This is a genomic window from Actinocatenispora thailandica (genome assembly GCF_016865425.1).
GTDB lineage: Bacteria > Actinomycetota > Actinomycetes > Mycobacteriales > Micromonosporaceae > Actinocatenispora > Actinocatenispora thailandica.
Genome location: NZ_AP023355.1, coordinates 2,520,092 through 2,544,210, shown reverse-complemented (window position 1 = coordinate 2,544,210; position 24,119 = coordinate 2,520,092). Strand labels below are relative to the sequence as shown.

Below are 24,119 nucleotides of genomic sequence, written 5' to 3'. Positions count from 1 at the left end.
GCGGGCTCAGTACGAGCGGGCGACGTAGGCGGTCAGCTCGGGCTCGTCCTCGCTGTCCGGCACCGAGCCGTCGGCGCGGACCAGGCAGCGCACCGTGACCGCCTGCTTGTTCAGTTCGGCCTCGCCGGCCGCGCCCAGCGCCGACCACGGGATCCGGGCGAAGCCGGTCGCCGCCGCGGCCACCGCGTCGTCCGGGGTCGTCACGTCGACGGTGTGCGCCTCCCGGAACGCGAGTGCCTGGTCGTACAGCGCCTGCTGGTCGGCGGCGAGCGCGGCCTGGATCTCGTCCACCGCCTTGTCCACCGGCACCGGGGTCTTGCCGCCGGTCGAACGCCGGGCCAGCACCACGTTGCCGGCGGCGAGGTCCCGCGGGCCGACCTCGACCCGGATCGGGTATCCCTTCAGCTCCGCGTCGACCGCACGGCGCCCGAACGGCGTGTCGGTACGGTCGTCGAACCCGACCCGCACCCCCGCGTCCCGCAGCGCGTCGCGCAGCTTCGCCGCGGTCTCCGGCACCGCGTCGCCGGACTTGACGACCATCACGTGCGCCTGGATCGGCGCCAACCGCGGCGGCACCCGCAGCCCGCTGTCGTCGCCGTGGCACATGATCAGCCCGCCGACCATCCGGGTGGAGGTACCCCAGGAGGTCGTCCAGGCGTACTCGCGGGTCCCGCTGTCGCCGGTGAACTCGATCCCGAACGCCTTCGCGAAGTTCTGCCCCAGCTCGTGCGAGGTGCCCATCTGCAGCGCCTTGCCGTCGCGCATCATCGCTTCCAGCGTGTACGTGTTGGTCGCGCCGGCGAACCGCTCCGCGGTCGTCTTGCGCCCCACGATCACCGGCATCGCCAGCACGTTGACCATCAGGTCCTGGTACGCCTCGTGCAGGATGCGCCGCGCGTACGCCCGGGCGTCGGCCTCGCTGGCGTGCGCGGTGTGCCCCTCCTGCCAGAGGAACTCGCTGGTGCGCAGGAACACCCGCGGGCGCAGCTCCCAGCGCACCACGTTGGCCCACTGGTTGAGCAGCAGCGGCAGGTCGCGGTAGGACTGCACCCACTTGGCCATGAACTCGCCGATGACCGTCTCGGACGTCGGGCGCACCACGACCGGCTCGTCCAGGTCCTTGCCGCCGGCGTGGGTGACCACCGCCAGCTCCGGCGAGAACCCCTCCACGTGCTGCGCCTCGCGCTTGAGGTAGCTCTCCGGGATGAACAGCGGAAAGTACGCGTTCTGGGCGCCGGCGAGCTTGATCCGGTCGTCCATCTCGGACTGGATGCGCTCCCAGATGGCGTACCCGGTCGGTCGGATCACCATGGTGCCGCGCACCGGCCCGTTGTCGGCCAGCTCGGCCTTGTTGATCACGTCCTGGTACCAGCGGGGAAAGTCCTCCGCCTGCGGGGTCAGCACTCGCGCCATGGTGCGACATCCTATTCGCCCAGCATGACCGCCCCACCAGCGGCGTACCCGCCACCCGGGTACCCGCTGGATTTCTCGGCGCGTGGTGTCGGATCGGGGGTGGCTCGTTCGTGGAGTATCTGGAGGCGGGCATCGGGTCCGCCACGGAACGGGAGTCGACGTGGCGAAGTACATCATCTACTTCAACCAGCAGTGGGTGGGTGACCATCCTGCGGAGTGGTTCGCGGCGCGTGGACCGCTGGCGAAGGCGGTAGTGGAAGAGATCAAGGTGGCCGGCGCGTACGTGTTCGCCGGCGGGCTGGAGGAGGACCACAGCAAGGCGTTCAGCGCGGACGCGACCAGCGGCACGCTGACGTTCACCGACGGGCCCTACGCCGAGACGAAGGAGTTCCTCGGCGGGTTCACCGTGGTGGACGTGGCCGACGAGGAGGCCGCCAGGCTGTGGGCCGGCAAGATCGCGGTGGCCTGCGGTTGGCCCCAGGAGGTCCGCCGGGTCGTTTGAGGCCCGGCGATTTCAGAGCGTGCGCCGCCGGATGGCCCCGACGAACGACCGCCACGCGACCTGGTCGATGACAAGGCGGCCGCCGTCCGGGCTCTTGCTGTCCCGCACGTACCACGCACCGTCGCTGGCGGCGACCTCGACGCATGCCCCGCCCTGACTGCCGCTGCGGCTGCTCTTCCGCCAGCGCAGCTCGTCACTCACCGGGCGTCGTCCTTGACCATGGCTACGAACGACCGCCACGAGGCGACGCCGACCGTGAGGTGGCCGGCCGCGGGGTCCTTGCTGTCACGGACATACCAGGCGTCACCGCTCGCGGCGACCTCGATGCAGTTGCCACCCTGGTTTCCGCTCCGGGTGCTCTTCCACCAGCACAGTCCATCGATGTCGGTCACAGCTCTCCCAACGTTGCCGCGATCATGTTCGCCGAATCGTCCGGCGACAGCGCCAAACCACGCAGCGCGTCGAATCTCAGGCGCAATTGTGTCACCACGTTGGGAGAAATGAAGATTCGACCGGCGCCCGGCCCCTCCACATACACCACGTGCTCCCTGTTCGGCAGATCCAGGACCTCGAAGGCTCCGTCCATCGCGGCGTGGACGCCGGCGGCGAAGGGGAGGACCTGGAGGCGGATGTGTTGGCGTTGGGCCATTTCCAGCAAGTGTTGGAGCTGGGCGCGCATCACGTCGGGGGTGCCGACGGGGCGGCGGAGTACGCCCTCGTCCAGGACGGCCCAGAGCAGCGGCGGGGACGGGCGGTCCAGGATCTCCTGGCGTTCCAGCCGGGCGGCTCGCGGCCTCGACGCCGCCCTCCGCGACCGCCTGAACAGCACTGTGCCCGGACTGGATCTCGCCACGATGCCGCGCCGGTTCCTACTGGTCGACTACACCGACGACAGCGACACCGGCTCGCCCGAGGTCACCGCGTGGGGCCTGCGGCTCGCCGGCTCAGCGCTCGTGGTCCACCGCGACCACACGATCAGCCAGTTCCGGCCCGCTCGCCGTGCCTTCGACCGACTGGTCGACTGCCACGACGAACTCCTCTGGCTCGACGAGCCGCCGACACCGGACGCCGACCAACCGAGGTAGCAGGCAGCCGGCTACACCCGCGACCGAGCAGCCGAGGCAGCCGGCAGCGTGGACCGGGCCGGACACGCCGGCAGGCCGGTGCCGGGAGCCCGACTCGCGGACACCCGGCGACGGCGGGTCCGGCAGCGGGTCACTGGGGCAGGGCGCGGCCCCGCCGCTCGTAGAGTGCCAGGACCTGCTCGCGGGGCAGCACGCCGCAGCGGTCCGCCCAGCGCTGGTAGTCGGCGGCGAGGTCGGCCACCACCTCGGGGTGCGCGCCGGCCAGGTCGTGCAGCTCGGTGCGGTCGGCGTCGATGTCGTACAGTTCCCAGCCCCCGGGTACTTGCGGACCAGCTTCCAGCGGCCCCGGCGGACCGCCGCGTTGCCCTCGTGCTCCCAGTAGAGGGTCCGGTCCGGCGGTTGCTCGCCGCGCCAGGTCGGCAGCATGCTGGTGCCCTCCGGCGGCAGCACGTCCCGCCCCTGGTACTGCGCCGGGTAGGGCGCCCCGGTCAGCTCCAACACCGTGGCCATCACGTCCGGGAGCTGGTGCGGGCCGTGCACGATGCGCGGCTCGGTACCGAGCCCGGCCGGCCAGTGCGCGATCAGCGGCGTCGCGATGCCGCCCTCGTGCACCCAGTGCTTGTATTCGCGGAACGGCGTGTTGGACAGGTTCGCCCACTCCCGGCCGTAGGTGGCGTAGGTGTCCTCGCCGCCCGGCAGGATCTCCGGCGAGTTGCCCGGCCGGACCGGGTCACCGGCGCGGGTGGTCTCGTCGAAGGCCACGAACCCGGTGATGAAGTCGCGGACCGTCTCGACCGGCATCTCCTCGGCGCAGCCGCCGTTGTCGGACAGGAACACGAACAGGGTGTTGGCCAGCCGCCCGGTCTGCTCCAGCGCGTCCAGTACCCGCCCGATCCCCTGGTCCATCCGGTCGATCTGGGCCGCGTACACGGCCATCCGGGCCGCCTGCCAGGCGTGGTCGTCGGTGCTGTCCCACGCCGGTACGGCCGGGTCACGGTCGCTGATCGCCCAGCCGCGGTCCAGGACTCCGGACTCGACGAGCCGCCGCATCCGCTCGCCGCGCAGCACGTCCCAGCCCTCGTCGAAGCGGCCCGCGTAGCGGTCGACGTCCTGTTGACGCGCGTGCAGCGGCCAGTGCGGCGCGGTGTAGGCGAGGTAGAGGAACAGCGGGTCGGCGGCCCGGTCGCGGTGGTGGCCGCGGATGAACCCGGCGGCGTTGTCGCTGATCGCGTCGGTGTAGTAGAAGTCCGGGTCGGCGGCCTCGGCCTCGATGTTGGTCTCGCCGCGGGTCAGGGTCCGGGTGCCGAAGTAGCTGCCGGCGCCTTCCAGCGTGCCGTAGAACTCGTCGAAGCCGCGCCGGGTGGGCCAGGCGCCGTTCGGGGTGTGCAGGTCCGAGGACAGGTGCCACTTGCCGCTCAGGTAGGTCCCGTAGCCGGCGGCGCCGAGCACCTCGGCGATGGTCACGCACTTGTCGTTCAGGGTGCCCGGGTACCCGTCGGGGCGTCGTCGTAGTTGAGGATGCCGATGCCCGTCTGGTGCGGGTGCAGCCCGGTCACCAGCGACGCCCGGGACGGGCTGCACCGTGCCGTGTTGTAGAACTGCGACATCCGGACTCCGTGCGCGGCCAGCCGGTCCAGGTTCGGCGTGGCCACCTCGCCGCCGTAGCAGCCGATGTCGGAGAAGCCCATGTCGTCGGCGAGCACCAGGACGACGTCGGGTTGTTCGGGCATGGGGCGGCCTTTCTTCGTGGTCAGGATGCGGAGCGGGTCGCCGGGATCGCAGCCGGTTCGGCGGCGTGCACGTCCCGCCGGAACGTCTCCGGCAGGAACATCAACGACACGACGCTGATCACGCCGATCACCAGCACGTAGGTGGCCACCGGCCAGGACTGGTGGCTGTAGTGCGCGACCAGCGCGGTGGCCACCGCCGGGGCGATCGCGCCCGAGGGCAGGACACCGATCTGGTAGACGATGGAGATGCCGCTGTAGCGCACCCGGGTCGGGTACAGCTCGGCGAACAGCGCGCCCTCCGCGCCGTACATGGTGCAGGCGGCGACGCCCCAGCCGACCACCAGGGCCAGCCAGATCAGGCCGGTACGACCGGTGTCGATCAGGCCGAACAGCGGGAACGCGGTCACCGCCGCGATGGCCGCGCCGGCGATGAACACCGGCCGCCGGCCGACCCGGTCGGACAGCCGCCCGGCGGCCGGGATCACGAAGAAGCCGACCACCGCGGCGATGAGCAGCCCGTTCAGCGCCACCGACTTGTCCAGCTTCAGCACGACGGTGAGGTAGGTGATGATGAAGGCGTTGTAGATGTTGAACGTCAGGCTCTCGGAGAAGCGAGCACCGACGGCGAGCAGCGTCGTTTTCGGGTGCCGGCGGAACACGTCGGCCAGCGGCAGCCTGGCCTGGCGCTTCGCCCGGACGATCTCGGCGAACGCCGGTGGCTCGCTGACCCGCAGCCGGATGAACAGGCCGATGGCGACCAGCAGGGCGCTGAGCAGGAACCCGATCCGCCACCCCCAGGAGGCGAAGGCGGCCGAGCCGAACCGGCTCAGCAGGTTGACCACCAGCGTGGACGCGAGCAACCCGATCGGCACGCCGAGCTGCGGCCAGCTGGTGTACCAGCCGCGCCGGCCGGCGGGCGCGTGCTCGGCGGTCATCAGCATCGCGCCGCCCCACTCGCCGCCCAGGCCGATGCCCTGCAGCATCCGCAGCACCAGCAGCAGGATCGGCGCGGCCACGCCCAGCTGCCCGTAGGTGGGCAGCAGGCCCATCAGGAAGGTCGCACCACCCATGATCATCATGGTGATCACGAGCATCTGCTTGCGGCCGAGCCGGTCGCCGAAGTGGCCGAAGATCAGCCCACCGATGGGGCGGGTGACGAAGCCGGCCGCGAAGGTGGTGAAGGCGATCAGGGTACTCAGCAGTTCGTTGCCGGTCGGGAAGAACGCCTTGTTGAACACCAGGGTGGCCATCGTCGCGTACAGGAAGAAGTCGTACCACTCGACGATGGTGCCGATCAGGCTCGCGACGGCGATCTGTCTGATCGAGGTGCCCGTGCCGCCTGCACGTCCACGCATCGTGGACCTCCCTTCGAGGGCGCGGCACCGGACTGGCACCACCGCGACCGGATGCAGTAGTGTCCCGTCCAGCGGGACACTGATTCGTTAGATGGGACAGTGTCCGGCACAGGCTCGCGCGTGAGCCGGCCCCGCGTCAACCCCTGCCCGCCCGATCAGGCGGGCCGACCGCCAGAAAGGGACGTCCGGTGAGCGAATCGCTGCGCCGCGGAGTCGAGCTGCTGGAAGCGCTCCGCACCGCCGACGCCGGCCTCGGCGTCCGGGAACTGGCCGCCCGCGTCGGGCTGCCCAAAAGCACCGTCGCCCGGCTGCTGAAGACCCTGGACGACTGCCAGCTGGCCAGCCAGGACCAGGCCACCCGGCGCTACCGGCTCGGCCCACGAACCCTGGCGCTGGGCGCCGCATACCAGGCCGGGCTCGACCTGCGGCGGATCGCGGTGGGCCCGATGCGGCGGCTGCGCGACCTGACCGGCGAGACCGTCGGGCTCAGCGTCGCCCTCGGCGCCGAACGGATGTTCATCGAGGAGGTGCAGAGCGTCTCGGAACTGCGCACCACCTCCGAACTGGGCCACCCGTACCCGATCTGGGCCGGGGCGCCGGGCCGGGTGCTCGTCGCGGGGATGGCCGCCGAGCAACGCGCCACGGCACTCGCCGACGCCGGACCGGACGCGTGGCGGATGGCCACGCCACCGAGCCCGGACGGGCTCGGTGCACTGCTCGAACGGATCCGCGCGGACGGCTACGCCACCGCCAGCAACGAGTCGGTGCCGGGCGTCAGCGCGGTCGCCGCCCCGGTGCACGACTTCGCCGGTACGGTCGTCGCGGCACTGTCGATCTCCGGCCCGAGCGGCCGGTTCACCGACGCCGCGCGGCACGACGCGCTCCCCGAACTGTTCGCCACGGCCCGGACGATCACCGCCGCGCTCGGCGGCACCGGGCACTGACTCGACCGGCAGCCGCTACCCGCCGCCGTGGTCGGGACCGTCACCGCGACCGCCGGATCGCGCCGGACAGCCAGCTCGTGCCGTGCCGCCGGATCCTGCCGGACCATCGGATCGCGCCGTGCCGCCGGATCGCGCCGGACCATCGGCCGGTGCCGCATCGCCGCCGGTACGGATCCAGGCGACGACGGCGGCGAGATCGACCGGCCCGGTGGTGTCGACCCGGCACACCGGACCGAGCCCGAGCGGCTCGGCGGTACGCGCCCAGTACGCCCAACGGTCGTCGCCGTGCGGCTCGCCGACGTGCACCGGGTGCCGCGGCCAGCGGGCGGTCGCCCGCCGGCGGGCCACTTCGACCGGGACGTCGCACCAGATCTCCAGCGGGCGGGTGACGCCGGCGCGGGCCAGACCGGCGGCGGCCAGCTCCCGTACACCCAGCCAGACGCTCTCCAGCACCGCGCCGCCGTACGCGTCGGCGAGCAGCGCCCACATCGCCTCGGACGCGGCGGCACCGAGCCGGCGCGCGGCCGGGCCGTCCGTCAGGTAGGCCGGGTCGGCGAGGTGATCGGCCAGCGTCTCCTTCAGCACGTCCTTGCCGAACAGCGGCAGTCGCAGGGCGGCGGCCAGCTGGCGGGCCAGCGTCGACTTCCCGGACCCGGACAGCCCGTTGACCAGCACCACGGTGCGTTCCGCCATCTCGGCTTCCTTTCCACCCTCAAGCGGGGGAACCGGCTCGACGCCGCGGGGGACGCCCTGCCCGGTGACCGCTGCGAGGGTGACGGCATGCGCCCACCGAACCGCACCGAACCGGCAGAGCTGCGACACACCGTACCGGCGGAACCGCCGGACTCCGCAGACCCGCCGGACTCCGCAGACCCGCCGGACTCCGCGGACCCGCCGGACTCCGGGGTTCGGCCACCGCGGGGCGACCGCGCGGCGAGCGTACGGGCGCTGCCCCGCCGGCTGCGGACCGCCGTACTCGGCTGGGCGGTGCTGTCCGGTGGCCTGGGGCTGGCCGGGCTCGTCACCGGCACCTCGCTGTTCGCGCTGGCCACCGATCCACTGCCGGTCGCGCTCGACTGGTACCCGGTCGCGATCGCCGCAGCGGCCGGCGCGACCGCGCTGCTCGACCGGCGGCGCGGGCGACGACGCGCCGCCCGCGGATGCTACGCGGTGCTGTGCGCGCTGTCCGTGGCCACCGCGTTCGGCCTGCTGATGGACCTGATCACGGCGGCGGTGGCGCAGCGGGTGGACAGCGCGCCGGCGGCGCTGGACCACGTGGTCGGCATGGTCGGCGTGGCACTGCTCGGCGCCGCCGCCCGGTCCGGTACCGGCCGCGCCGGGCCGGTACCGGCGACGCCCTCGCTGCCGGTACGGCTGGCCGCGTATGCCGGCGCCGCGGCGTTCCTGCCGTACGCGGTGATGAAGACGGTGTGGGCGCTGGGCGGGACGTTCGCCGGGATCAGCGGCGCGCGGATGCTCGCGATCTCGGCCCGCAACGGCGCCTCCGGCGTCTGGCTCACCCTGGAGTCGTACGGGCTGGACGCCACCGCACTGCTCGCCGCGCTCGGCGTGCTGCTGCTGTTCGCCCTCATCCGGCCGTGGGGTCGGGTGCTGCCCCGGTGGCTGCCGGTGCTCGGCGGGCGGCGCGTTGCCCGGCCGGTGCTGCTGGTGCCGGCGCTGCTCGGGGTCGCCACGCTCGCCCCGTACGGCCTGGTCGGCGTGGTCGACCTGGCCCTCGCCACCGGCGGCGCGATCCCGGTGGATCGCGGTGACCTGCCGACCGACGCGGACGCGCTGCTGGTCAGCTGGATCGGCCTCGGCGCCTTCGCCGTCTACGGCGTGGGCCTCGCCGTCGCGGCCCGCTGGTACTGGCGACGCACCCGCCGGCCGGCCGCTCCGTCGCCGCATCGACCGGCCGGTTCGTCCCACTGGCCAGCCGCGCCGTCGCCGCAGCGACCGGACGCGTCGTCCCGCTGACCGGCCGGACGCCGGTCGAGCCGCAGCCGGCACCGATCCGTGCGCCGGCTGCGGCTCGTGCGCCGACCCGATCCGCCCGCCGGCGACGGTCAGCCCACCGGTTCCAGCCGGACCACGATCGCCTTGGAGGTCGGCGTGTTCGAGCCCTTCGCGGTGGAGTCCAGCGGTACCAGCACGTTCGTCTCCGGGAAGTACGCCGCCGCGCAGCCCCGGGCGGTCGGGTAACCGACCACCCGGAAACCCGGCGCGCGCCGGGCCACCCCGTCCGTCCACTCGCTGACTATGTCCACAGTGGACGAATCCGGCACGCCCAGCTCGGCCAGGTCGTCCGGGTGCACGAAGACCACCCGGCGCCCGTCGTGGATGCCGCGGTACCGGTCGTCCCGCCCGTAGATCGTGGTGTTGTACTGGTCGTGGCTGCGCACCGTCTGCAGCAGCAGCCGGCCCGGCGGTACGGCCGGGGAGCTGATCTCGTTGACGGTGAACCGGGCCTTGCCGCTCGGGGTACCGAAGGTCCGCGAGTCGCGGGGCGGATGCGGCAGCACGAACCCGCCCGGCTGGTCCAAGCGCGCCTCGAAGTCGTCGAACCCGGGCACGATCGCCTCGATCCGGGCCCGGATGTACCGGTAGTCGTCGGTGAAGTCGCGCCACGGCAGGCCGTCGCCGAGCACCGCGCGGGCCAGCTGGCAGACGATCGCCACCTCGCTGCGCAGCTGGTCGGAGGCCGGGGCCAGCCGGCCGGTCGAGGCGTGCACGCAGCTCATCGAGTCCTCCACGCTGACCCGCTGCCGGCCGCCGATCTGGATGTCCGAGTCGGTACGCCCCAGGGTCGGCAGGATCAGCGAGGTGGCGCCGGGCACCAGGTGCGAGCGGTTGAGCTTCGTCGACACGTGCACGGTCAGCGCGCAGTTGCGCAGCGCCTGCTCGGTCACCTCGGTGTCCGGGGTGGCCGCGGCGAAGTTGCCGCCGAGCGCCATGAACACGCTCGCCCGGCCGTCCCGCATCGCCCGGATCGCCTCGACCGTGTCGTACCCGACGCGTTGCGGCACCTCGATGCCGAACTGCTCGGTCAGCTTCGGCGCCCAGGCCGGCAGCTTCTCCCAGATGCCCATGGTGCGGTCGCCTTGGACGTTGGAGTGACCGCGCACCGGGCACAGGCCGGCGCCCGGCTTGCCGATCATGCCGCGCAGCAGCTGCACGTTCACGATCTCGCGGATGGTGGCGACCGCCTCGGTGTGCTGGGTGATGCCCATCGCCCAGCACACGATGCTGCGCTTCGCCGTGGCGAGCGCCTCCGCGGCGCGTTCGATCTCCTCCCGGGCCAGCCCGGTCGCCGCCGTCGCCGCGTCCCAGTCGACCTCGCGTCGGGCCGACCGGTAGTCGTCGAACCCCTCGGTGTACCGGTCGATGAAGTCGCGGTCGAGCACCTCGTCCCGGCCCGCCAGCAGCGCACCGAACGCCGCGAACAGCGCCAGATCGCCACCCAGCCTGACCTGCAGGAACTGATCGGCCAGCGGGGTACCGGAACCGACGATGCCGCTGGGCCGCTGCGGGTTGCGGAAGGTGATCAGGCCCGCCTCGGGCAGCGGGTTGATCGCGATGATCTTCGCCCCGTTGCGCTTCGCGTGCTCCAACGCGGTCAGCATCCGCGGATGGTTGGTTCCCGGGTTCTGGCCGACGATCACGAGCAGGTCGGCGTGCTCGACGTCGTCGATGCTCACCGATCCCTTGCCGACGCCGATCGTCTCGGTCAGTGCGGTACCCGAGGACTCGTGGCACATGTTCGAACAGTCCGGCATGTTGTTGGTACCGAACGCGCGGGCGAACAGCTGGTAGCAGAAGGCCGCCTCGTTGCTGGTCCGCCCGGAGGTGTAGAAGATCGCCTCGTCCGGGCTGGCCAGCCCGCGCAGCTGGTCGGCGATCAGCGCGTAGGCCGCGTCCCAGTCGATCGGCTGGTACTCATCGGAGCCGGGCCGCCGGACCATCGGATGGGTGAGCCGGCCCTGCTGGCCGAGCCAGTGGTCGGAACGGGTGGCGAGCTGCGAGATCGGATGCGCGGCGAAGAACTCCGGACCCACCCGGCGCAGCGTCGCCTCCTCGGCGACCGCCTTCGCGCCGTTCTCGCAGAACTCGGCGGTGTGCTTGTGCCCCGGCTCCGGCCAGGCGCAGCCGGGGCAGTCGAAGCCGCCGTCCTGGTTGACCGCGAGCAGCGTGCGGGTGCTGCGGGCCAGGCCCATCTGGCGTACCGCCGCGGACAGCCCGTGCGCGATGCCACCCACGCCGGCGGCGGACCGTTTCGGCGCCGAGACGACCATCCGCTCGTCACCGGAATCGGACCGCGGCGCCCTGCTCGCCATCGCAACCGCCTCCCTGCCCGAAGCTCGTCCCCGACCGTGCGGCGGCCGGTACCCCCGACCCTAGTCCGGCGCGCGCCGGGAGTCGGTCGCGAGCCGGCGGGTGTCCCCGCGGTTCACCGCAGGACGCGGCCACGGAGGATGAGGCGGGAGGGCTCGCGCACCACGGACAGGTCGGTACGCGGGTCCCGCTCGTACACCACGACGTCGGCCAGGCCGCCCTCGACCAGCCCGGGCAGGCCGAGCCAGTCCCGGGCCCGCCAGGACGCGGCGGCCAGCACGTCCAGCGGCGCCATCCCGGCCTGGTCGCGCAGCAGCAGCATCTCCTCGGCGGCCAGGCCGTGGTCGATGCCGCCGCCGGCGTCGGTACCGACGTAGACCGGCACGCCGGCGTCCACCGCGGCGCCGACCAGTTGCGGGAAGTCCTGTTTGAGCCGCCGCATGTGCTCCGCGTACCGCGGGAACTTGGGTTCGGCCTGCGCCGCGATGGCGTCGAACGTGGCGATGTTGATCATCGTGGGGATCAGCGCGGTGCCCCGCCGGGCCATCTCGTCGAGCAGATCGGCCGACAATCCGGTGCCGTGCTCGACCGAGTCGACGCCGCAGCGCACCAGGAACCGCACCGCCTGCTCGCTGAAGGTGTGCACGGCGACCCGGGCCCCGGCCGCGTGCGCCGCGTCGACCGCCGCGGCCACGCTCGCCTCGTCGAAGGTGGGCCCGAGATCGCCGGCACCGCGGTCGATCCAGTCGCCCACGAGCTTGATCCAGCCGCCACCGAGCCGGGCCTGTTCGGCGGCCGCCGCGGGCAGCTCGGCCGCGGACACCTCCTGCGCGACGCCCCGCAGGTACCGCTTCGGCGGCGCGAGGTGCCGGCCGGCCCGCACCAGCCGGGGCAGGTCCGGCTCGTCCTCCAGCTGCGGGTAGTGCAGCGGCGAGCCCGCGTCGCGGACGGCGAGCACCCCGGCGTCCCGGTCGATCCGGGCCAGCGCGCGGGCCGTGTCCAGGTCGGTCACCGGCACCGCGCCGCGGGCGATACCCAGATGGCAGTGCGCGTCCACCAGGCCCGGCATCAGGTAACCGCCGGCCACCACGGTCTGCGCGTCCCGGACCGGCTCGAACGTGACCCGGTCACCGACCAGCCAGACATCGCGGACCTGGTCGTCGGGCAGCAGCACACCCCGCAGATGAAGCGCCATGGACGCACCGTATCGGCTCGGCCGGACGTCACCCGACCGGACCCGCTGCGCGACCTCCGGCCCTCAGCGCGAGCAGCGGCACGCACCCGGACGCCGCGCGGGCCGGTCGACGTCTCGTCGGACGGGGACCGACCTCATTTCTTGCCGAACTTGGACAGGTCGATCTTGGGCATCTGGAAGCCGGGCGGCAGGCCGTTGTCCTTGCCGTCGCTCGAACCGCCGGCGCCGGGCAGGCCGCCGAGCCCGGGCGGCAGCGCCGGCATGCCGCCCTGCCGCGGCTGCCGCTGCTTGCTGCCCTTCTTGCCCTTGCGCTTGTTCTTCGGCGACTTCGTCGCCTTGCGCCGGCCGGGCAGCCCCATCATGCCGCCCATCTGCTTCATCATCTTCTGCGCCTCGGTGAACCGCTCCAGCAGCTGGTTCACGTCGGTGACGGTGGTGCCGGAGCCGTTCGCGATGCGTACCCGCCGGGAACCGTTGATGATCTTCGGGGTGCCGCGCTCGGCCGGCGTCATCGAGCGGATGATCGCGGTGACCCGGTCGAGGTGCTTGTCGTCGATGTCGTTGATCTGGTCCTTGAGCTGACCGGCGCCGGGCATCATGGACAGCAGGTTGCCGATCGGCCCCATCCGGCGGATCGCGATCAGCTGCTCCAGGAAGTCGTCCAGGGTGAACTGCTCGCCACCGACCAGCTTCGCGGTCATCCGCTCCTGCTGGTCGGCCTCGAAGACCTTCTCCGCCTGCTCGATGAGGGTGAGCACGTCGCCCATGCCGAGGATGCGGGAGGCCATCCGCTCCGGGTAGAAGACGTCGAAGTCTTCCAGCTTCTCGCCGGTGGAGGCGAACATGATCGGCTGGCCGGTGACCTGCCGGACCGAGAGTGCCGCACCGCCGCGGGCGTCACCGTCCAACTTGGACAGTACGACGCCGGAGATGCCGACGCCGTCCCGGAACGCCTCCGCGGTGGCCACCGCGTCCTGACCGATCATCGCGTCGATGACGAACAGGACCTCGTCCGGGCTGGTCACGTCGCGGATGGAGGCGGCCTGCGCCATCATCTCGGCGTCCACGCCGAGCCGACCGGCGGTGTCGATGACGACCACGTCCCGCTGCACCCGCCTGGCGTGGTCGATCGAGTCCTTCGCCACCTGCACCGGGTCGCCGACGCCGTTGCCGGGCTGCGGCGCGTACACCTCGACGCCGGCGCGCTCGCCGACGATCTGCAGCTGGTTGACCGCGTTCGGCCGCTGCAGGTCGGCCGCCACCAGCAGCGGGGTGTGCCCCTGCCCGGCCAGCCAGCGGCCGAGCTTGCCGGCGAGGGTGGTCTTGCCGGCGCCCTGCAGACCGGCGAGCATGATCACCGTCGGCGGCTGCTTGGCGAAGTTGAGCCGCCGCTCCTCGCCGCCGAGGACACCGACCAGCTCCTCGTGCACGATCTTGATGACCTGCTGGGCCGGGTTGAGTGCCTGCGAGACCTCGGCGCCGCGGGCGCGCTCCTTGATCCGGGCGATGAACTCCTTGACGACCGGCAGCGCGACGTCCGCCTCCAGCAGCGCCAGCCGGATCTCGCGCGCGGTGGCGTCGATGTCGGCCTCGGACAGCCGGCCCTTGCCGCGCAGCTGGGTGAAGATGCCGGAGAGTCGCTCGGTCAACGAATCGAACACGACGAAAGATCCCTTTTGGTACGAAGTGGGACCGACCGGATAGATCTCGCCATCCCGTCGGTGCCTCTTGGACGGCCGGTGGGCGTGATGCTGGGCCTACCGAGCCTATCCCGCCGCTGCAGCCAGCACAGCCTCGGCCACCGCGGCGCGGCGCGCGGCCGAGGTGAACTCGCCCACCAGGTAGAAGGTGTCGACGGCGGAGGCGCCCAGGGTGCTGATCCGGGCCGAACGAACCCAGGCGTCCGCGCCGGCGAGCGCACGCGCCACCCGGTACAGCAGCCCGATCCGGTCCGCCGCGCGCAGCTCGAGCACCACCGCGCCGGTCGCTGCACCGTCGTGCCAGACGACCCGGGGCGGCGCGGCACCGGAGCCGGCCCGCGGGTACCCGCGCTCCCGCGCCGCGAGCCGCTCGGCCACCGGGAACTCCCCCCGTACCGCCCGGCGCAGATCGGCCGCGAGCCGGGCCGGATCGGGGCCGGTACCGAAGTCCGGACCGATCGCGCACTCGACGGCCACCGCCGACGAACCGGGCAACGGCGACACGTCGGCGCTGCGTACCGTCAGGCGGTGCGCCGCGAGGCAGCCGGAGACCGCGGCGAGCAGCCCCGGTTCACCGGGCGCCACCACCCGGACCATCTCGTCGGTGGAGGCGACGGCCGGCAGCGGCCCGGCGGCCAGCGCCAGCACCTCGGGCGCCGGCGGGCTCGGGCTCGGCGACTCGCCGGTACGCAGCGTCGCGCGCACCCGGCCGACCAGCGTGCCGATCAGCTCCAGCCGCCACCTCGACGCCGCGAGCGGGCCGGCGGCGGTGGCGTCGGCCACCGACAGGGCGGCCAGCAGGTCGAGCAGGTCGGTGGTGTCGACCGCCTCCGCGACGGCACCGGCGGTGACCGGGTCGGCCAGGTCGCGCCGGGTGGCCGTGTCCGGCAGCAGCAGATGCCGGCGGACCAGCCGGCCCAGCACGGCCACGTCGCCGGGCTCCAGACCCATCCGCGCGCCGACCCGTTCGGCGATCGCGGCGCCGGCAGCCGAATGATCCACGCCACGCCCCTTGCCGATGTCGTGCAGCAGGGCACCGAGCAGCAGCAGGTCCGGCCGGGACACCGCCCGGGACGCCTCGGCGGCACACACCACCGTCTGGACCAGATGCCGATCGACGGTGTGCCGGTGCACCGGGCCGGGCTGCGGCAAGTTCCGCACCGCCGACCACTCCGGCAGCCAGCGCTCGATCAGCCCGTACCGGTCGGCCGCCTCCCACGCCTCGACCAGGCCGGGGCCCGAGCCGAGCAGCCGCAGGAACGCCTCCCGTACCGCCGGTGGCCACGGGACCGGCGGTGCCGCGCAGGAGGCGGCCAGCCACTCCAGCGTCGGCCCGGCGACCGGCAACCCGGACCGGGCGGCCGCCGCGACCACCCGGATCGGCAGCGCCGGATCGGCCCGCTCCGGGGCGAGCGCCGCGCGGGCCAGCACCACCTCGCCGTCCTGCTCGACCACCCCGTCGTCCAGCGGGCGGCGGCTGACCCGGCCGCGACGGACGCCGAAGGACGTCCGGGTACCGCGCAGCCGGCGCACCGAGCGCCAGGCATCCTGCGTCGCGTACGAGATGGTGCGGGCGTCGTCCGCGATCTGCGCGCGCAGCGCCAGGCCCGGGTCCAGCCGCCGCCAGTCGGTGACGTCGGTCGGCCGTCCCACCGGTACCACCCGATCGGCGGGCGGCAGCCCGGCGCCGGCGTCCGCCAGCAGTTCGGCGACCGGGCCGGTCAGCTCGGCCACCAGCCGGTCCAGCCGCCGGCCGGCGCGGGCGTGCAGCGCCTCCCGGACGTTGAGCAGCCGCCGGTACGCCTCCCCGACGGCGCCGCGGGGCCCCGGCACCAGCTGCGCCAGCGCGATGCCGCGCAGCACCACCCCGTCCCGCAGCCCGCCGCGCGCCTCCTTCAGGTCGCCCTCCGGCTCGAACGCCAGCTCGCCGAACCGGTCCCAGCGGGCCGCGGTGATCTCGTGCAGCTCGGCCAGGTGCGCGGCGGCCTGCCGGCGCCAGTCCACCCGGACGGCCGCCCGGACCCGCTCGGCCATTCCCCGGTCACCGGCCACGTACCGGGCGTCGATCAGGCCCAGCGCCGCCTTCACGTCGGCACGCCCGACGGCAAGCATCTCCGGCACCGTGCGCACCGCATGGTCCAGATCGATGCCGGCGTCCCAGATCGGGTACCAGACGGCGTCGGCGACCCGGGCCACGCCCTGCTCGCCGCCGTGGACGAGGATCAGGTCCAGGTCACCGCGGGCCAGGCACTCGCGCCGGCCCAGCCCCCGACGGCGAGCAGGGCGACCCCGGGCACCGCCGGCAGCAGCCGGGCCAGCCAGGCGTCCAGGGCGTCCGCGCGGTCCGACCGGGCGGCCGGCCCGATCCCCCCGACCAGCGGTGGCGCGATTCCACCGGCACCGCGGGGCGCCGGCCGCTCGCCGGCCGCCGCCCCGCGTTCCTGGCCCGGTGAGAGCGCCGGGCCACCCCGGGTTCAGAGCGCATCGACACCGCGTTCGCCGGTGCGGACCCGGACCACCTCGCGCACCTCGGTGACCCACACCTTGCCGTCGCCGATCCGGCCGGTACGCGCTGCGGTGACGATCGCGTCCACCACCTTGTCCACGTCGAAGTCGTCGACGAGCACCTCGACGCGCGCCTTCGGCACGAACTCCACCGAGTACTCGGCTCCCCGGTACACCTCGACGTGGCCCTTCTGCCGGCCGTACCCGGACACCTCGGTCACGGTCATCCCGGACACCCCGAGCGCCTGCACCGCGTCCTTCACCGCGTCCAGTTGGAACGGCTTGATCACCGCCGAAATCAGCTGCACGATCTACTCCTTCCCGGTGCCGGCCGCGACGGCCGACGGCGACGGCTTGGACACGCCCGCACCGGACGCCCGGCCGGACAGCAGGCCACCCCAGTCGTAGCCGCCCTCCGCGTGCTCGGCCCCGTCGATGCCGGCGGCCTCGTCCTCCGGCGCCAGCCGGAACCCGATCGTCTTGTCGATCACCTTGCCGATCACCCAACTCAGCCCGAACGAGTACACCCCGACGGCGAGCACCGCGATCACCTGCTTGCCCAGCAGCGTCAACCCGCCGCCGAACAGCAGCCCGGACGGGCCGCCGGTCACCGTGGCGGTGGCGAGCAGACCGATCAGCAGCGAGCCGAGCGCGCCACCGACCAGGTGCACGCCCACCACGTCCAGCGAGTCGTCGAAGCCCAGCTTGTACTTCAGGCCCACCGCCATCGCGCAGACCGCGCCGCAGACGACGCCGAGTACCACCGACATCAGCGGGTTCAGCGCGGCACAGGCCGGGGTGATGCCGACCAGGCCGGCGACGGCACCGGACGCCGCGCCCAGGGTGGTCGCCTTGCCGTCCCGGATGCGCTCCACCACCAGCCAGCCGAGCATCGCGGCACCCGTGGCCACCTGCGTGTTCATGAACGCGGTACCGGCGGTGCCGTTGGCGGCCAGCGCGGAACCGGCGTTGAAGCCGAACCAGCCGAACCACAGCAGCCCGGCGCCGAGCAGCACCAGCGGCAGGTTGTGCGGCTTGAACCGCTCCTTCGGCCAGCCGTGCCGCTTGCCCAGCACCAAGGCCAGTGCGAGCCCGGCCGCACCGGCGTTGACGTGCACCGCGGTACCGCCGGCGAAGTCCAGCGCGCCCAGCCGGTCACCGATCCAGCCGCCCTTGCCGCCGGCGAAGTCGAACACCCAGTGCGCGACCGGGAAGTAGACCACGGTGACCCAGACCCCGGCGAAGATCATCCAGGCGCCGAACCGGGCGCGGTCCGCGATGGCGCCGGTGATCAGGGCCGGCGTGATGATCGCGAACATCAGCTGGAAGGCGCCGAACACCAGCAGCGGAATCTGGTGGTGGTCGGGACCGGTCAGGGCGTCGAGGGTGCCCTTGAGCCCCACGTAGTCGAAGTTGCCGATCAGCCCGGCGAACGAGTCCGGCCCGAACGTCAACGAGAAGCCGTACAGCACCCAGAGCACGCTGACCAGGCCGATGGTCGCGAAGCTCATCATGATCATGTTCAACACGCTGCGTGCCCGCACCATGCCGCCGTAGAAGAACGCCAACCCCGGCGTCATGAGCAGCACCAATGCGCCGCTCGCGAGCACCCAGGCGGTGTCGCCCGAGTTCATACCCGTGCCCTCCCGCAGTCGAAGACGACCGGTGCAGGGGCGGCGCTGCCCGCCACCGGTCACGCACAGCGTCACGGGCGGGTGTTTCGGCGCCAACGGCGAGCCGGTTACACCGCGGTACCGGCCTGTTTCGCGCCGGTTACCGCGGGTTTCGGGTCGGCGTCGGGCTCAGCGCATCGCATACTCCAGCAGCTGACGCTCGTGGTCGATCAGCCGCAGGTCACGCATCGGGCGGCGCAGGTGACCCTTGTGCACGATCCGGACGAACGCCGGCTCACCGGCCGCCGCCATCCGCCGGATGCCCTCGACGTGGTCGACGATCCGCTTGCGGATCACCCGGACCAGCCGGTGCCGGTCCCGCTCGGTCAGCCCGTACGCGTCGGCGAACATCCGCAGCCGGCGCGGCCGGTTCGGCCGCTTCCAGCCCAGCTGGTACGAGTCGCGGTCGGAGAACAGCGGCACCCACGTCCACGCCGCGTACGCCACGTCGTAGATCCGCGAGCCGGGGCTGGACAGGTCGAAGTCGATCAGTGCGAGGGTGCCGTCCGGGCGCCAGACCACGTTGTGCGGCGCGGCGTCGTGGTGGCAGATCACCTCGGTGTCCGGCGGCGGCGGCCCGAACGAGCGCCAGACGGCGTTCGCCGGCGGCCGGAAACCGCGCTGCGCGTCGTGGAACATGCGCAGCATCTGGGCGACCGTCACCAGCGCCTCGTCGGTGGCCCAGTGCTCGGCGATCGGGTACTCCCCGCACTCGCCGTCCAGGTACGACAGGACCTCCCGGCCCTGCTCGTCGATGCCCAGCGCCCGCGGCGCGCCGGTGAACCCTACCGCCTCCAGGTGGCGCAGCAGGGCGTGCACGGCCGGCGTCCAGGGACCGGCATTGCGACGGACGGTGTCACCGACACGCACCACCGTGCTGGTGTTTCCACCGTGCAGCTGGACCTCACGTTGCGTCACCAACCACCTCGGGTCGACGTCAACTCGTCCCGGCCGGCTCGCCGAGCAACGCATCGACGAACTGCCGCGGATCGAACGGCGCCATGTCGTCCGGGCCCTCGCCCAGACCGACCAGCTTGACCGGTATGCCCAGCTTACGCTGGACGGAGATCACGATGCCCCCCTTGGCGGTGCCGTCCAGTTTGGTCAGCACCACCCCGGAGACGTTCACGACCTGGGTGAAGACCTCGGCCTGGGCGAGCCCGTTCTGGCCGGTGGTGGCGTCCAGCACCAGCAGCGCCTCGTCGACCGGCCCGTGCCGTTCGACCACTCGCTTCACCTTGCCCAGCTCGTCCATCAGGCCGACCTTGTTCTGCAGCCGACCGGCGGTGTCGATCAACACCGTGTCGACCTTGGTCTCGATACCCCGCTGGACCGAGTCGTACGCCACCGAGGCCGGGTCGCGGCCCTCGGGCGCCCGGACCGTCTCGGCGCCGACCCGCTCGCCCCAGGTGGCGAGCTGGTCGACCGCGGCGGCCCGGAACGTGTCGGCCGCCCCGAGCAGCACGCTGCGCCCGTCGGCGACCAGCACCCGGGCGATCTTGCCGCAGGTGGTGGTCTTGCCGGAGCCGTTCACGCCGACCACCAGCATCACCGCCGGCCGGTCGTCGTGCGGCGTGGTGTGCAGCGACCGGTCCAGGTCCGGATCGAGCGCGGTGACCAGCTCCTCGGCGAGCAGGGAGCGCAGTTCACCGGCGGACCGGGTGCCCAGCACCTTGGTCCGCTCCCGCAGCCGCTCCACGATCTGCGTCGTCGCCTCCACCCCGACATCCGCGGTGAGCAGGGAGTCCTCGATCTCCTCCCAGGTGTCGGCGTCCAGTTTGTCCGACGAGAGCAAGGCGAGCAGACCGCGACCGAGCAGGTTCTGCGACTTCGCCAGCCGGCCGCGTAGCCGGACCAGCCGGCCGGCGGTCGGCTCCGGCGTCTCGATCGCCGGCGGCGCCACCGCCTCCTCGGCACTGGGCTCCTCGACCGCCGGCGCCTCGGTCGTCGCCTCGCCGGCCGGTTCGGCCGCGGGTGGCGCCTGCGGCTGGGCCGCGCCGCGTTCGGCGCTCGGCGCGGTGGCGGTCGCGGTACCGCCGGCGGATCGCCCGGTCTCCTCCGGCTCGGCGTTCTCCCGCCTCGTACGCCTGTTGCGCGGCAGGACCAGGCCGAAAACGCCGATCAGCGCGAGGATCACCACGACGCCGACGGCGATGAGCACGTACTCCATTCCCAAATCCTGTCAGACGCCCGCCGGGGCTCGTCGGGATGGCCCGAAACCGGCGACGACCGACACCCTCCGCGAGGGTCCGGGGCACCGGGTAAATGCCCCGTCGCGCGGCGAACCGGCAGGTAGCATCTCCGCCCGGCGACGAGGGGGGCCGATGTTGCGGATACTGGCCGAGCAGCAGCGGGCGGCGGCCGACCTGCTGCCGCGGGAGGTGCACGACTACTACGCCACCGGTTCCGGGGACGAGGTCACGCTGGGTGAGGCCACCGCGGCGTGGCGCCGCTACCGGTTCCGGCCGCGGATCGGGCGCGACATGACCACGATCGACACGGCGATCCGGCTGTTCGGCGACGAGCTGGCACTGCCGGTGCTCGCGGCGCCCACCGCGTTCCACCGGCTCGCGCACCCGGACGGTGAGGTCGCCACGATCCGCGGCGTGCACCGGGCCGGTTCGCTGCTGGTGCTCTCGTCCCGCTGCTCGCGCCGCATCGAGGACGTCGCCGCCGCCGCGACCGGCCCGTGGTGGTTCCAGGTGTACCTGTACGCCGAGGCGTCGATCGGCCGGCAGGTCGTCCGCCGGGCGGTCGACGCCGGCGCGGGCGCGCTGGTGCTGACGATGGACACCCCGTACACGGCGGCCAAGAGGCGGCTGTCCGGGGTCCCGGTCACCGACGACGACTACCTGGTCAACTTCGTCGAGCACCTACCGGCCGGGGTCGACCCGTTCGAGGCCACCACCCAGGACCCGGCCTGCACGCTGGATGCGCTGCACGAGCTGACCGGCCACGGGATACCGGTGCTCGCCAAGGGCGTCCTGCGCGGCGACGACGCGCTGGCCTGCCTGGACGCCGGCGCCGCCGGCATCGTGGTGTCCAACCACGGCGGCCGGCAGCTGGACCGCGCGGTACCCACCAGCGACGCGCTCACCGAGGTCGTCGCCGCGGTGTCCGGCCGGGTCCCGGTCCTGGTGGACGGCGGGATCCGGTCCGGGCTGGACGTGCTGACCGCGCTCGGCCTCGGTGCCGACGCGGTCCTGGTCGGCCGGCCGATCCTGTGGGCGCTCGCGGCGGACGGCGCAGCCGGCGTGACCGCCGCGCTCGACGCGGTGCGAGACGACCTGGCGGCCGGGCTGGCGCTGGCCGGCGCCACCTCCCCGGCCGACCTGCCGGCGGGCCTGGTCACCCCCGTACCGCGCTGACCTCGAACCGCGACCGGAGCCGGGACGGCCCGGCACCGGTGGCGGCTCGAGCGGCCGACCGGTTCGAGCGGCCGATCAGTTCGAGTGCTGCGAGCGCCAGCGTGGCGCGCGCTCCCCGCGAGCCGGGTGAGCCGGCCGGCCGTGGTCGCCGGACCGGTCCCGACCGTCACCGCCGCGGTCGAACCGGCCCCCGCCCCGCCGATCGTCGCGGCCCGCGGCGGGCCCGCGGGCGCCATCGTGCCGGGCGAAGCCGTCCGGCCGTCCGGCCGCCCGGTCGTCGTGGCCGCTGCGCCGCTCCCGGTGCCCGCGGTCGACAGCGCGTTCGTCGCCCCGCCGGACATCATGCCGGCGGTCCTCGCGCACCCGGTCGCCGCGCGCACGGTCATCGCCGGCGCGCGCACGGTCGTCGGCACGGTACCGGGAGCCCGCAGCGCGCGGGCCGCGCTGGCCGGGGATGCGGTCGTCCCGGCGGGGCCGGCCGCGGCGCTGCGCGGGCGCCTCCCGGACCGGCACGCCACTCGGCTCGCGGGCGCCGGTGACCTCGGCCAGCAGCGGGTCGATCGGCTGCGCCGCCTCGTCCAGCCGGCGCAACCGGAGTCGCCGCGCGTGCACCCCGGCCTGCTTGACGATCGACTCGGCGAACTTGCGCTGCCGCGGCGTCACCAGCGTCACCACGGTGCCGGTCTCGCCGGCCCGGGCGGTACGGCCGGCGCGGTGCAGGTAGTCCTTGGCGTCGCCGGCCGGGTCGACGTGCAGTACCAGGCTGACGTCGTCGACGTGGATGCCGCGCGCCGCGACGTCGGTGGCCACCAGCGCGGTCACCCGGCCCTCCCGGAACTCGGCGAGGGTACGGGTGCGTACCGCCTGGGTCTTGCCGCCGTGCAGGGCGCGCGCGGCGACCCCGACCGAGCGCAGCTGCTCCTCGAGCCGGTCGGCGAAGCTGCGGGTACGCACGAACAGCAGGGTGCGGCCGGCGCGGTTGGCGATCTGCGCGGTCACCGTCTGCTTGTCCGGCGGGAACACCAGCACCAGGTGATGGTCCATCGTCGACACCGACGCGGTACCCGGGTCGGTCGAGTGGGTCACCGGATCGGTCAGATACTTCGCGACCAGCGAGTCGACGTCGCCGTCCAGGGTGGCGGAGAACAGCATCCGCTGGCCGCCGGGGCGGACCTGGTCCAGCAGCTCGGTGACCGCCGGCAGGAACCCCATGTCGCACATCTGGTCGGCCTCGTCCAGGACGGTGACCTCCACCTCGGACAGGTCGCAGGCCCGCTGGGCGATCAGGTCGGCCAGCCGGCCCGGCGTGGCGACGACCAGTTCGGCGCCGCGGCGCAGCTGGCTGATCTGCTTGACGAACGGGGCGCCGCCGACGACCGCGGCGATCCGGACGTCGAGGGCGCGGCCGAGGGGCTCCAGCGCATCGCGTACCTGCAGGGCGAGTTCGCGGGTGGGCACCAGGACCAGCCCGCGCGGCTTCGTCGGCGCGGCCGGCCGCCCGGCCGCGAGCCGGACCAGGGTCGGCAGCCCGAACGCGAGCGTCTTGCCGGAGCCGGTACGGCCGCGGCCGAGCAGGTCGCGGCCGGCGAGCGAGTCCGGCAGGGTGGCCGCCTGGATCGCGAACGGCGCGGTCATCCCGCGCCGGTGCAGCACCGAGACCAGCCGGTCCGGCAGCCCGAAATCGGCGAAGGAGGCCGGTGACTGCGCACTCGCCGGCTCGGGCGACGACGGGGCGCCGGCAGCGGTGTCGACCGCCGCGCCGGGGTCGGGCGCGGCGCTGACCCCCGGCGCGGCGTCCGCCGACGCGGTGTCCGCCGACGCGGCGTCCGCCGACGCGGTGTCCGCCGGCGCGGCGGCTGCGAGGGTGATGTTGCGGTCCGGCGAGGTGAGCTCGGGCGAGCTGGAACTCTGCTTCGGGATGGACGTGGTGGGCACGACAGGGTTGGTCAACAGGAACCTTCCGGAGACAGGGCGCGTCTCAACACAGGCTCCGCAGCCCAACGGGCCTTCGGCCCAGCACACCACGGGACAGCATCACCAGGTGGCGGACGATCGTCGAGAGGGCCACCGGGATGAACAAGACGTGCCCGGCGCGCGGTGCGCCGATGACAGGTACCTGCCGAGTCTAGCCGGCCGCCGCCCGATTGATCACCGCCCGTGCTCGCCTGTGACCCGCGCCTCCGGCACACCGCGTCACCGCCGGTGAAACCGCTTGCCGTCCCGCACCGGTGGCGCCCGATGCTGCGGTGACCCGCCCGACCGGGGTACCTGCCAGCAGAGCCGCGATCCGGGCCGTGCCCGGCGGCCGGCCGGTGGT

21 protein-coding genes are annotated in these 24,119 nt (G+C 73.4%); 4 read left to right on the top strand and 17 right to left on the bottom strand.

All coding sequences use genetic code 11. The annotated features are described in order from the left end of the window. Nucleotides 1-6 precede the first annotated feature (6 nt). Nucleotides 7-1,413, bottom strand: a complete 1,407-nt coding sequence (gene proS / locus Athai_RS11300) for a proline--tRNA ligase (protein WP_203961461.1) — start codon at nt 1,411-1,413, stop codon at nt 7-9. A gap of 160 nt (nt 1,414-1,573) precedes the next feature. Between proS and Athai_RS11295 the strand changes: the two genes are divergently transcribed. Next, on the top strand, nt 1,574-1,915 hold the full coding sequence (locus Athai_RS11295) for a YciI family protein (RefSeq protein ID WP_203961460.1): 342 nt from the start codon (nt 1,574-1,576) through the stop codon (nt 1,913-1,915). A gap of 12 nt (nt 1,916-1,927) precedes the next feature. On the opposite strand, the gene Athai_RS11290 is transcribed toward Athai_RS11295, so the two are convergent. From Athai_RS11290 to Athai_RS11265, 6 genes are all read right to left on the bottom strand, one after another. Then, nucleotides 1,928-2,116, bottom strand: a complete 189-nt coding sequence (locus Athai_RS11290) for a DUF397 domain-containing protein (protein ID WP_203961459.1) — start codon at nt 2,114-2,116, stop codon at nt 1,928-1,930. Further along, nucleotides 2,113-2,307 (bottom strand): DUF397 domain-containing protein, encoded by a 195-nt coding sequence (locus tag Athai_RS11285; RefSeq protein WP_239156873.1) that lies wholly within the window; start codon nt 2,305-2,307, stop codon nt 2,113-2,115. Before Athai_RS11285 ends, Athai_RS11290 begins: the two co-directional genes overlap by 4 nt. Further along, nucleotides 2,304-2,744 (bottom strand): DUF5753 domain-containing protein, encoded by a 441-nt coding sequence (locus tag Athai_RS11280; RefSeq protein ID WP_239156872.1) that lies wholly within the window; start codon nt 2,742-2,744, stop codon nt 2,304-2,306. Before Athai_RS11280 ends, Athai_RS11285 begins: the two co-directional genes overlap by 4 nt. Nucleotides 2,745-2,859: 115 nt before the next feature. Continuing rightward, the gene (locus Athai_RS11275; RefSeq protein ID WP_203961457.1) at nt 2,860-4,464 is read right to left on the bottom strand and encodes a sulfatase-like hydrolase/transferase; all 1,605 of its coding nucleotides are present in this window, start codon (nt 4,462-4,464) and stop codon (nt 2,860-2,862) included. A gap of 11 nt (nt 4,465-4,475) precedes the next feature. Then, on the bottom strand, nt 4,476-4,730 hold the full coding sequence (locus Athai_RS34755; protein ID WP_203961456.1) for a sulfatase-like hydrolase/transferase: 255 nt from the start codon (nt 4,728-4,730) through the stop codon (nt 4,476-4,478). Nucleotides 4,731-4,750: 20 nt separating this feature from the next. Next, a complete protein-coding gene (locus Athai_RS11265; RefSeq protein ID WP_203961455.1) occupies nt 4,751-6,085 on the bottom strand; it encodes an MFS transporter in 1,335 nt (444 codons plus the stop codon). A 188-nt stretch (nt 6,086-6,273) separates the two neighbouring features. Between Athai_RS11265 and Athai_RS11260 the strand changes: the two genes are divergently transcribed. Continuing rightward, nucleotides 6,274-7,029, top strand: a complete 756-nt coding sequence (locus Athai_RS11260; RefSeq protein WP_203961454.1) for an IclR family transcriptional regulator — start codon at nt 6,274-6,276, stop codon at nt 7,027-7,029. A gap of 15 nt (nt 7,030-7,044) precedes the next feature. Here Athai_RS11260 and Athai_RS11255 read toward each other — a convergent pair whose 3' ends face one another. Continuing rightward, nucleotides 7,045-7,722, bottom strand: coding sequence for a P-loop nucleotide/nucleoside kinase family protein (locus Athai_RS11255; protein WP_203961453.1), 678 nt, complete (start codon nt 7,720-7,722; stop codon nt 7,045-7,047). A gap of 87 nt (nt 7,723-7,809) precedes the next feature. Here Athai_RS11255 and Athai_RS11250 point away from each other — a divergent pair, with 87 nt between their 5' ends. Further along, nucleotides 7,810-9,006: a hypothetical protein gene (locus Athai_RS11250; RefSeq protein ID WP_203961452.1), complete on the top strand. Its 1,197-nt coding sequence runs from the start codon at nt 7,810-7,812 to the stop codon at nt 9,004-9,006. Nucleotides 9,007-9,095: 89 nt separating this feature from the next. Here Athai_RS11250 and Athai_RS11245 read toward each other — a convergent pair whose 3' ends face one another. The 8 genes from Athai_RS11245 to ftsY all read right to left on the bottom strand — a co-directional run bounded on the left by Athai_RS11245 (nt 9,096) and on the right by ftsY (nt 20,604). Next, on the bottom strand, nt 9,096-11,363 hold the full coding sequence (locus Athai_RS11245; protein WP_203961451.1) for an FdhF/YdeP family oxidoreductase: 2,268 nt from the start codon (nt 11,361-11,363) through the stop codon (nt 9,096-9,098). A gap of 113 nt (nt 11,364-11,476) precedes the next feature. Next, complete coding sequence (locus Athai_RS11240; RefSeq protein WP_203961450.1) at nt 11,477-12,556, bottom strand: amidohydrolase family protein; 1,080 nt, start codon at nt 12,554-12,556, stop codon at nt 11,477-11,479. A gap of 134 nt (nt 12,557-12,690) precedes the next feature. After that, the gene (gene ffh, locus Athai_RS11235; protein ID WP_203961449.1) at nt 12,691-14,217 is read right to left on the bottom strand and encodes a signal recognition particle protein; all 1,527 of its coding nucleotides are present in this window, start codon (nt 14,215-14,217) and stop codon (nt 12,691-12,693) included. 105 nt (nt 14,218-14,322) lie between these two features. Next, nucleotides 14,323-16,797, bottom strand: coding sequence for a [protein-PII] uridylyltransferase (locus Athai_RS11230; protein ID WP_239156871.1), 2,475 nt, complete (start codon nt 16,795-16,797; stop codon nt 14,323-14,325). Next, entirely contained in the window at nt 16,731-17,069 is a 339-nt protein-coding gene (locus Athai_RS11225; protein ID WP_203961448.1) for a P-II family nitrogen regulator, read from the bottom strand. The genes Athai_RS11230 and Athai_RS11225 overlap by 67 nt, the downstream gene beginning before the upstream one ends. Nucleotides 17,070-17,072: 3 nt before the next feature. Continuing rightward, complete coding sequence (locus Athai_RS11220; protein WP_420829826.1) at nt 17,073-18,413, bottom strand: ammonium transporter; 1,341 nt, start codon at nt 18,411-18,413, stop codon at nt 17,073-17,075. A gap of 150 nt (nt 18,414-18,563) precedes the next feature. Further along, on the bottom strand, nt 18,564-19,406 hold the full coding sequence (locus Athai_RS11215; protein ID WP_203961446.1) for a phosphotransferase enzyme family protein: 843 nt from the start codon (nt 19,404-19,406) through the stop codon (nt 18,564-18,566). Beyond that, the gene (gene ftsY, locus Athai_RS11210) at nt 19,372-20,604 is read right to left on the bottom strand and encodes a signal recognition particle-docking protein FtsY (RefSeq protein WP_203961445.1); all 1,233 of its coding nucleotides are present in this window, start codon (nt 20,602-20,604) and stop codon (nt 19,372-19,374) included. The genes Athai_RS11215 and ftsY overlap by 35 nt, the downstream gene beginning before the upstream one ends. A 154-nt stretch (nt 20,605-20,758) precedes the next feature. Here ftsY and Athai_RS11205 point away from each other — a divergent pair, with 154 nt between their 5' ends. Then, nucleotides 20,759-21,802, top strand: a complete 1,044-nt coding sequence (locus tag Athai_RS11205) for an alpha-hydroxy acid oxidase (protein ID WP_203961444.1) — start codon at nt 20,759-20,761, stop codon at nt 21,800-21,802. Between the two features lie 75 nt (nt 21,803-21,877). On the opposite strand, the gene Athai_RS11200 is transcribed toward Athai_RS11205, so the two are convergent. Next, nucleotides 21,878-23,752 carry a DEAD/DEAH box helicase gene (locus Athai_RS11200; protein WP_239156870.1) on the bottom strand — a complete coding sequence of 625 codons (1,875 nt, stop codon included), beginning with the start codon at nt 23,750-23,752 and terminating at the stop codon, nt 21,878-21,880. Nucleotides 23,753-24,119 lie beyond the last annotated feature (367 nt).

What these genes read in the sequence shown, in the direction of transcription:
- Athai_RS11240 (WP_203961450.1), bottom strand. Translation starts at nt 12,556, where the DNA reads ATGGCGCTTCATCTGCGGGGTGTGCTGCTGCCCGACGACCAGGTCCGC.
- Athai_RS11255 (WP_203961453.1), bottom strand. Translation starts at nt 7,722, where the DNA reads ATGGCGGAACGCACCGTGGTGCTGGTCAACGGGCTGTCCGGGTCCGGG.
- Athai_RS11205 (WP_203961444.1), top strand. Translation starts at nt 20,759, where the DNA reads ATGTTGCGGATACTGGCCGAGCAGCAGCGGGCGGCGGCCGACCTGCTG.
- Athai_RS11265 (WP_203961455.1), bottom strand. Translation starts at nt 6,085, where the DNA reads ATGCGTGGACGTGCAGGCGGCACGGGCACCTCGATCAGACAGATCGCC.
- Athai_RS11245 (WP_203961451.1), bottom strand. Translation starts at nt 11,363, where the DNA reads ATGGCGAGCAGGGCGCCGCGGTCCGATTCCGGTGACGAGCGGATGGTC.
- Athai_RS11215 (WP_203961446.1), bottom strand. Translation starts at nt 19,406, where the DNA reads ATGCGTTGCTCGGCGAGCCGGCCGGGACGAGTTGACGTCGACCCGAGG.
- Athai_RS11250 (WP_203961452.1), top strand. Translation starts at nt 7,810, where the DNA reads ATGCGCCCACCGAACCGCACCGAACCGGCAGAGCTGCGACACACCGTA.
- ftsY (WP_203961445.1), bottom strand. Translation starts at nt 20,604, where the DNA reads ATGGAGTACGTGCTCATCGCCGTCGGCGTCGTGGTGATCCTCGCGCTG.
- Athai_RS34755 (WP_203961456.1), bottom strand. Translation starts at nt 4,730, where the DNA reads ATGCCCGAACAACCCGACGTCGTCCTGGTGCTCGCCGACGACATGGGC.
- proS (WP_203961461.1), bottom strand. Translation starts at nt 1,413, where the DNA reads ATGGCGCGAGTGCTGACCCCGCAGGCGGAGGACTTTCCCCGCTGGTAC.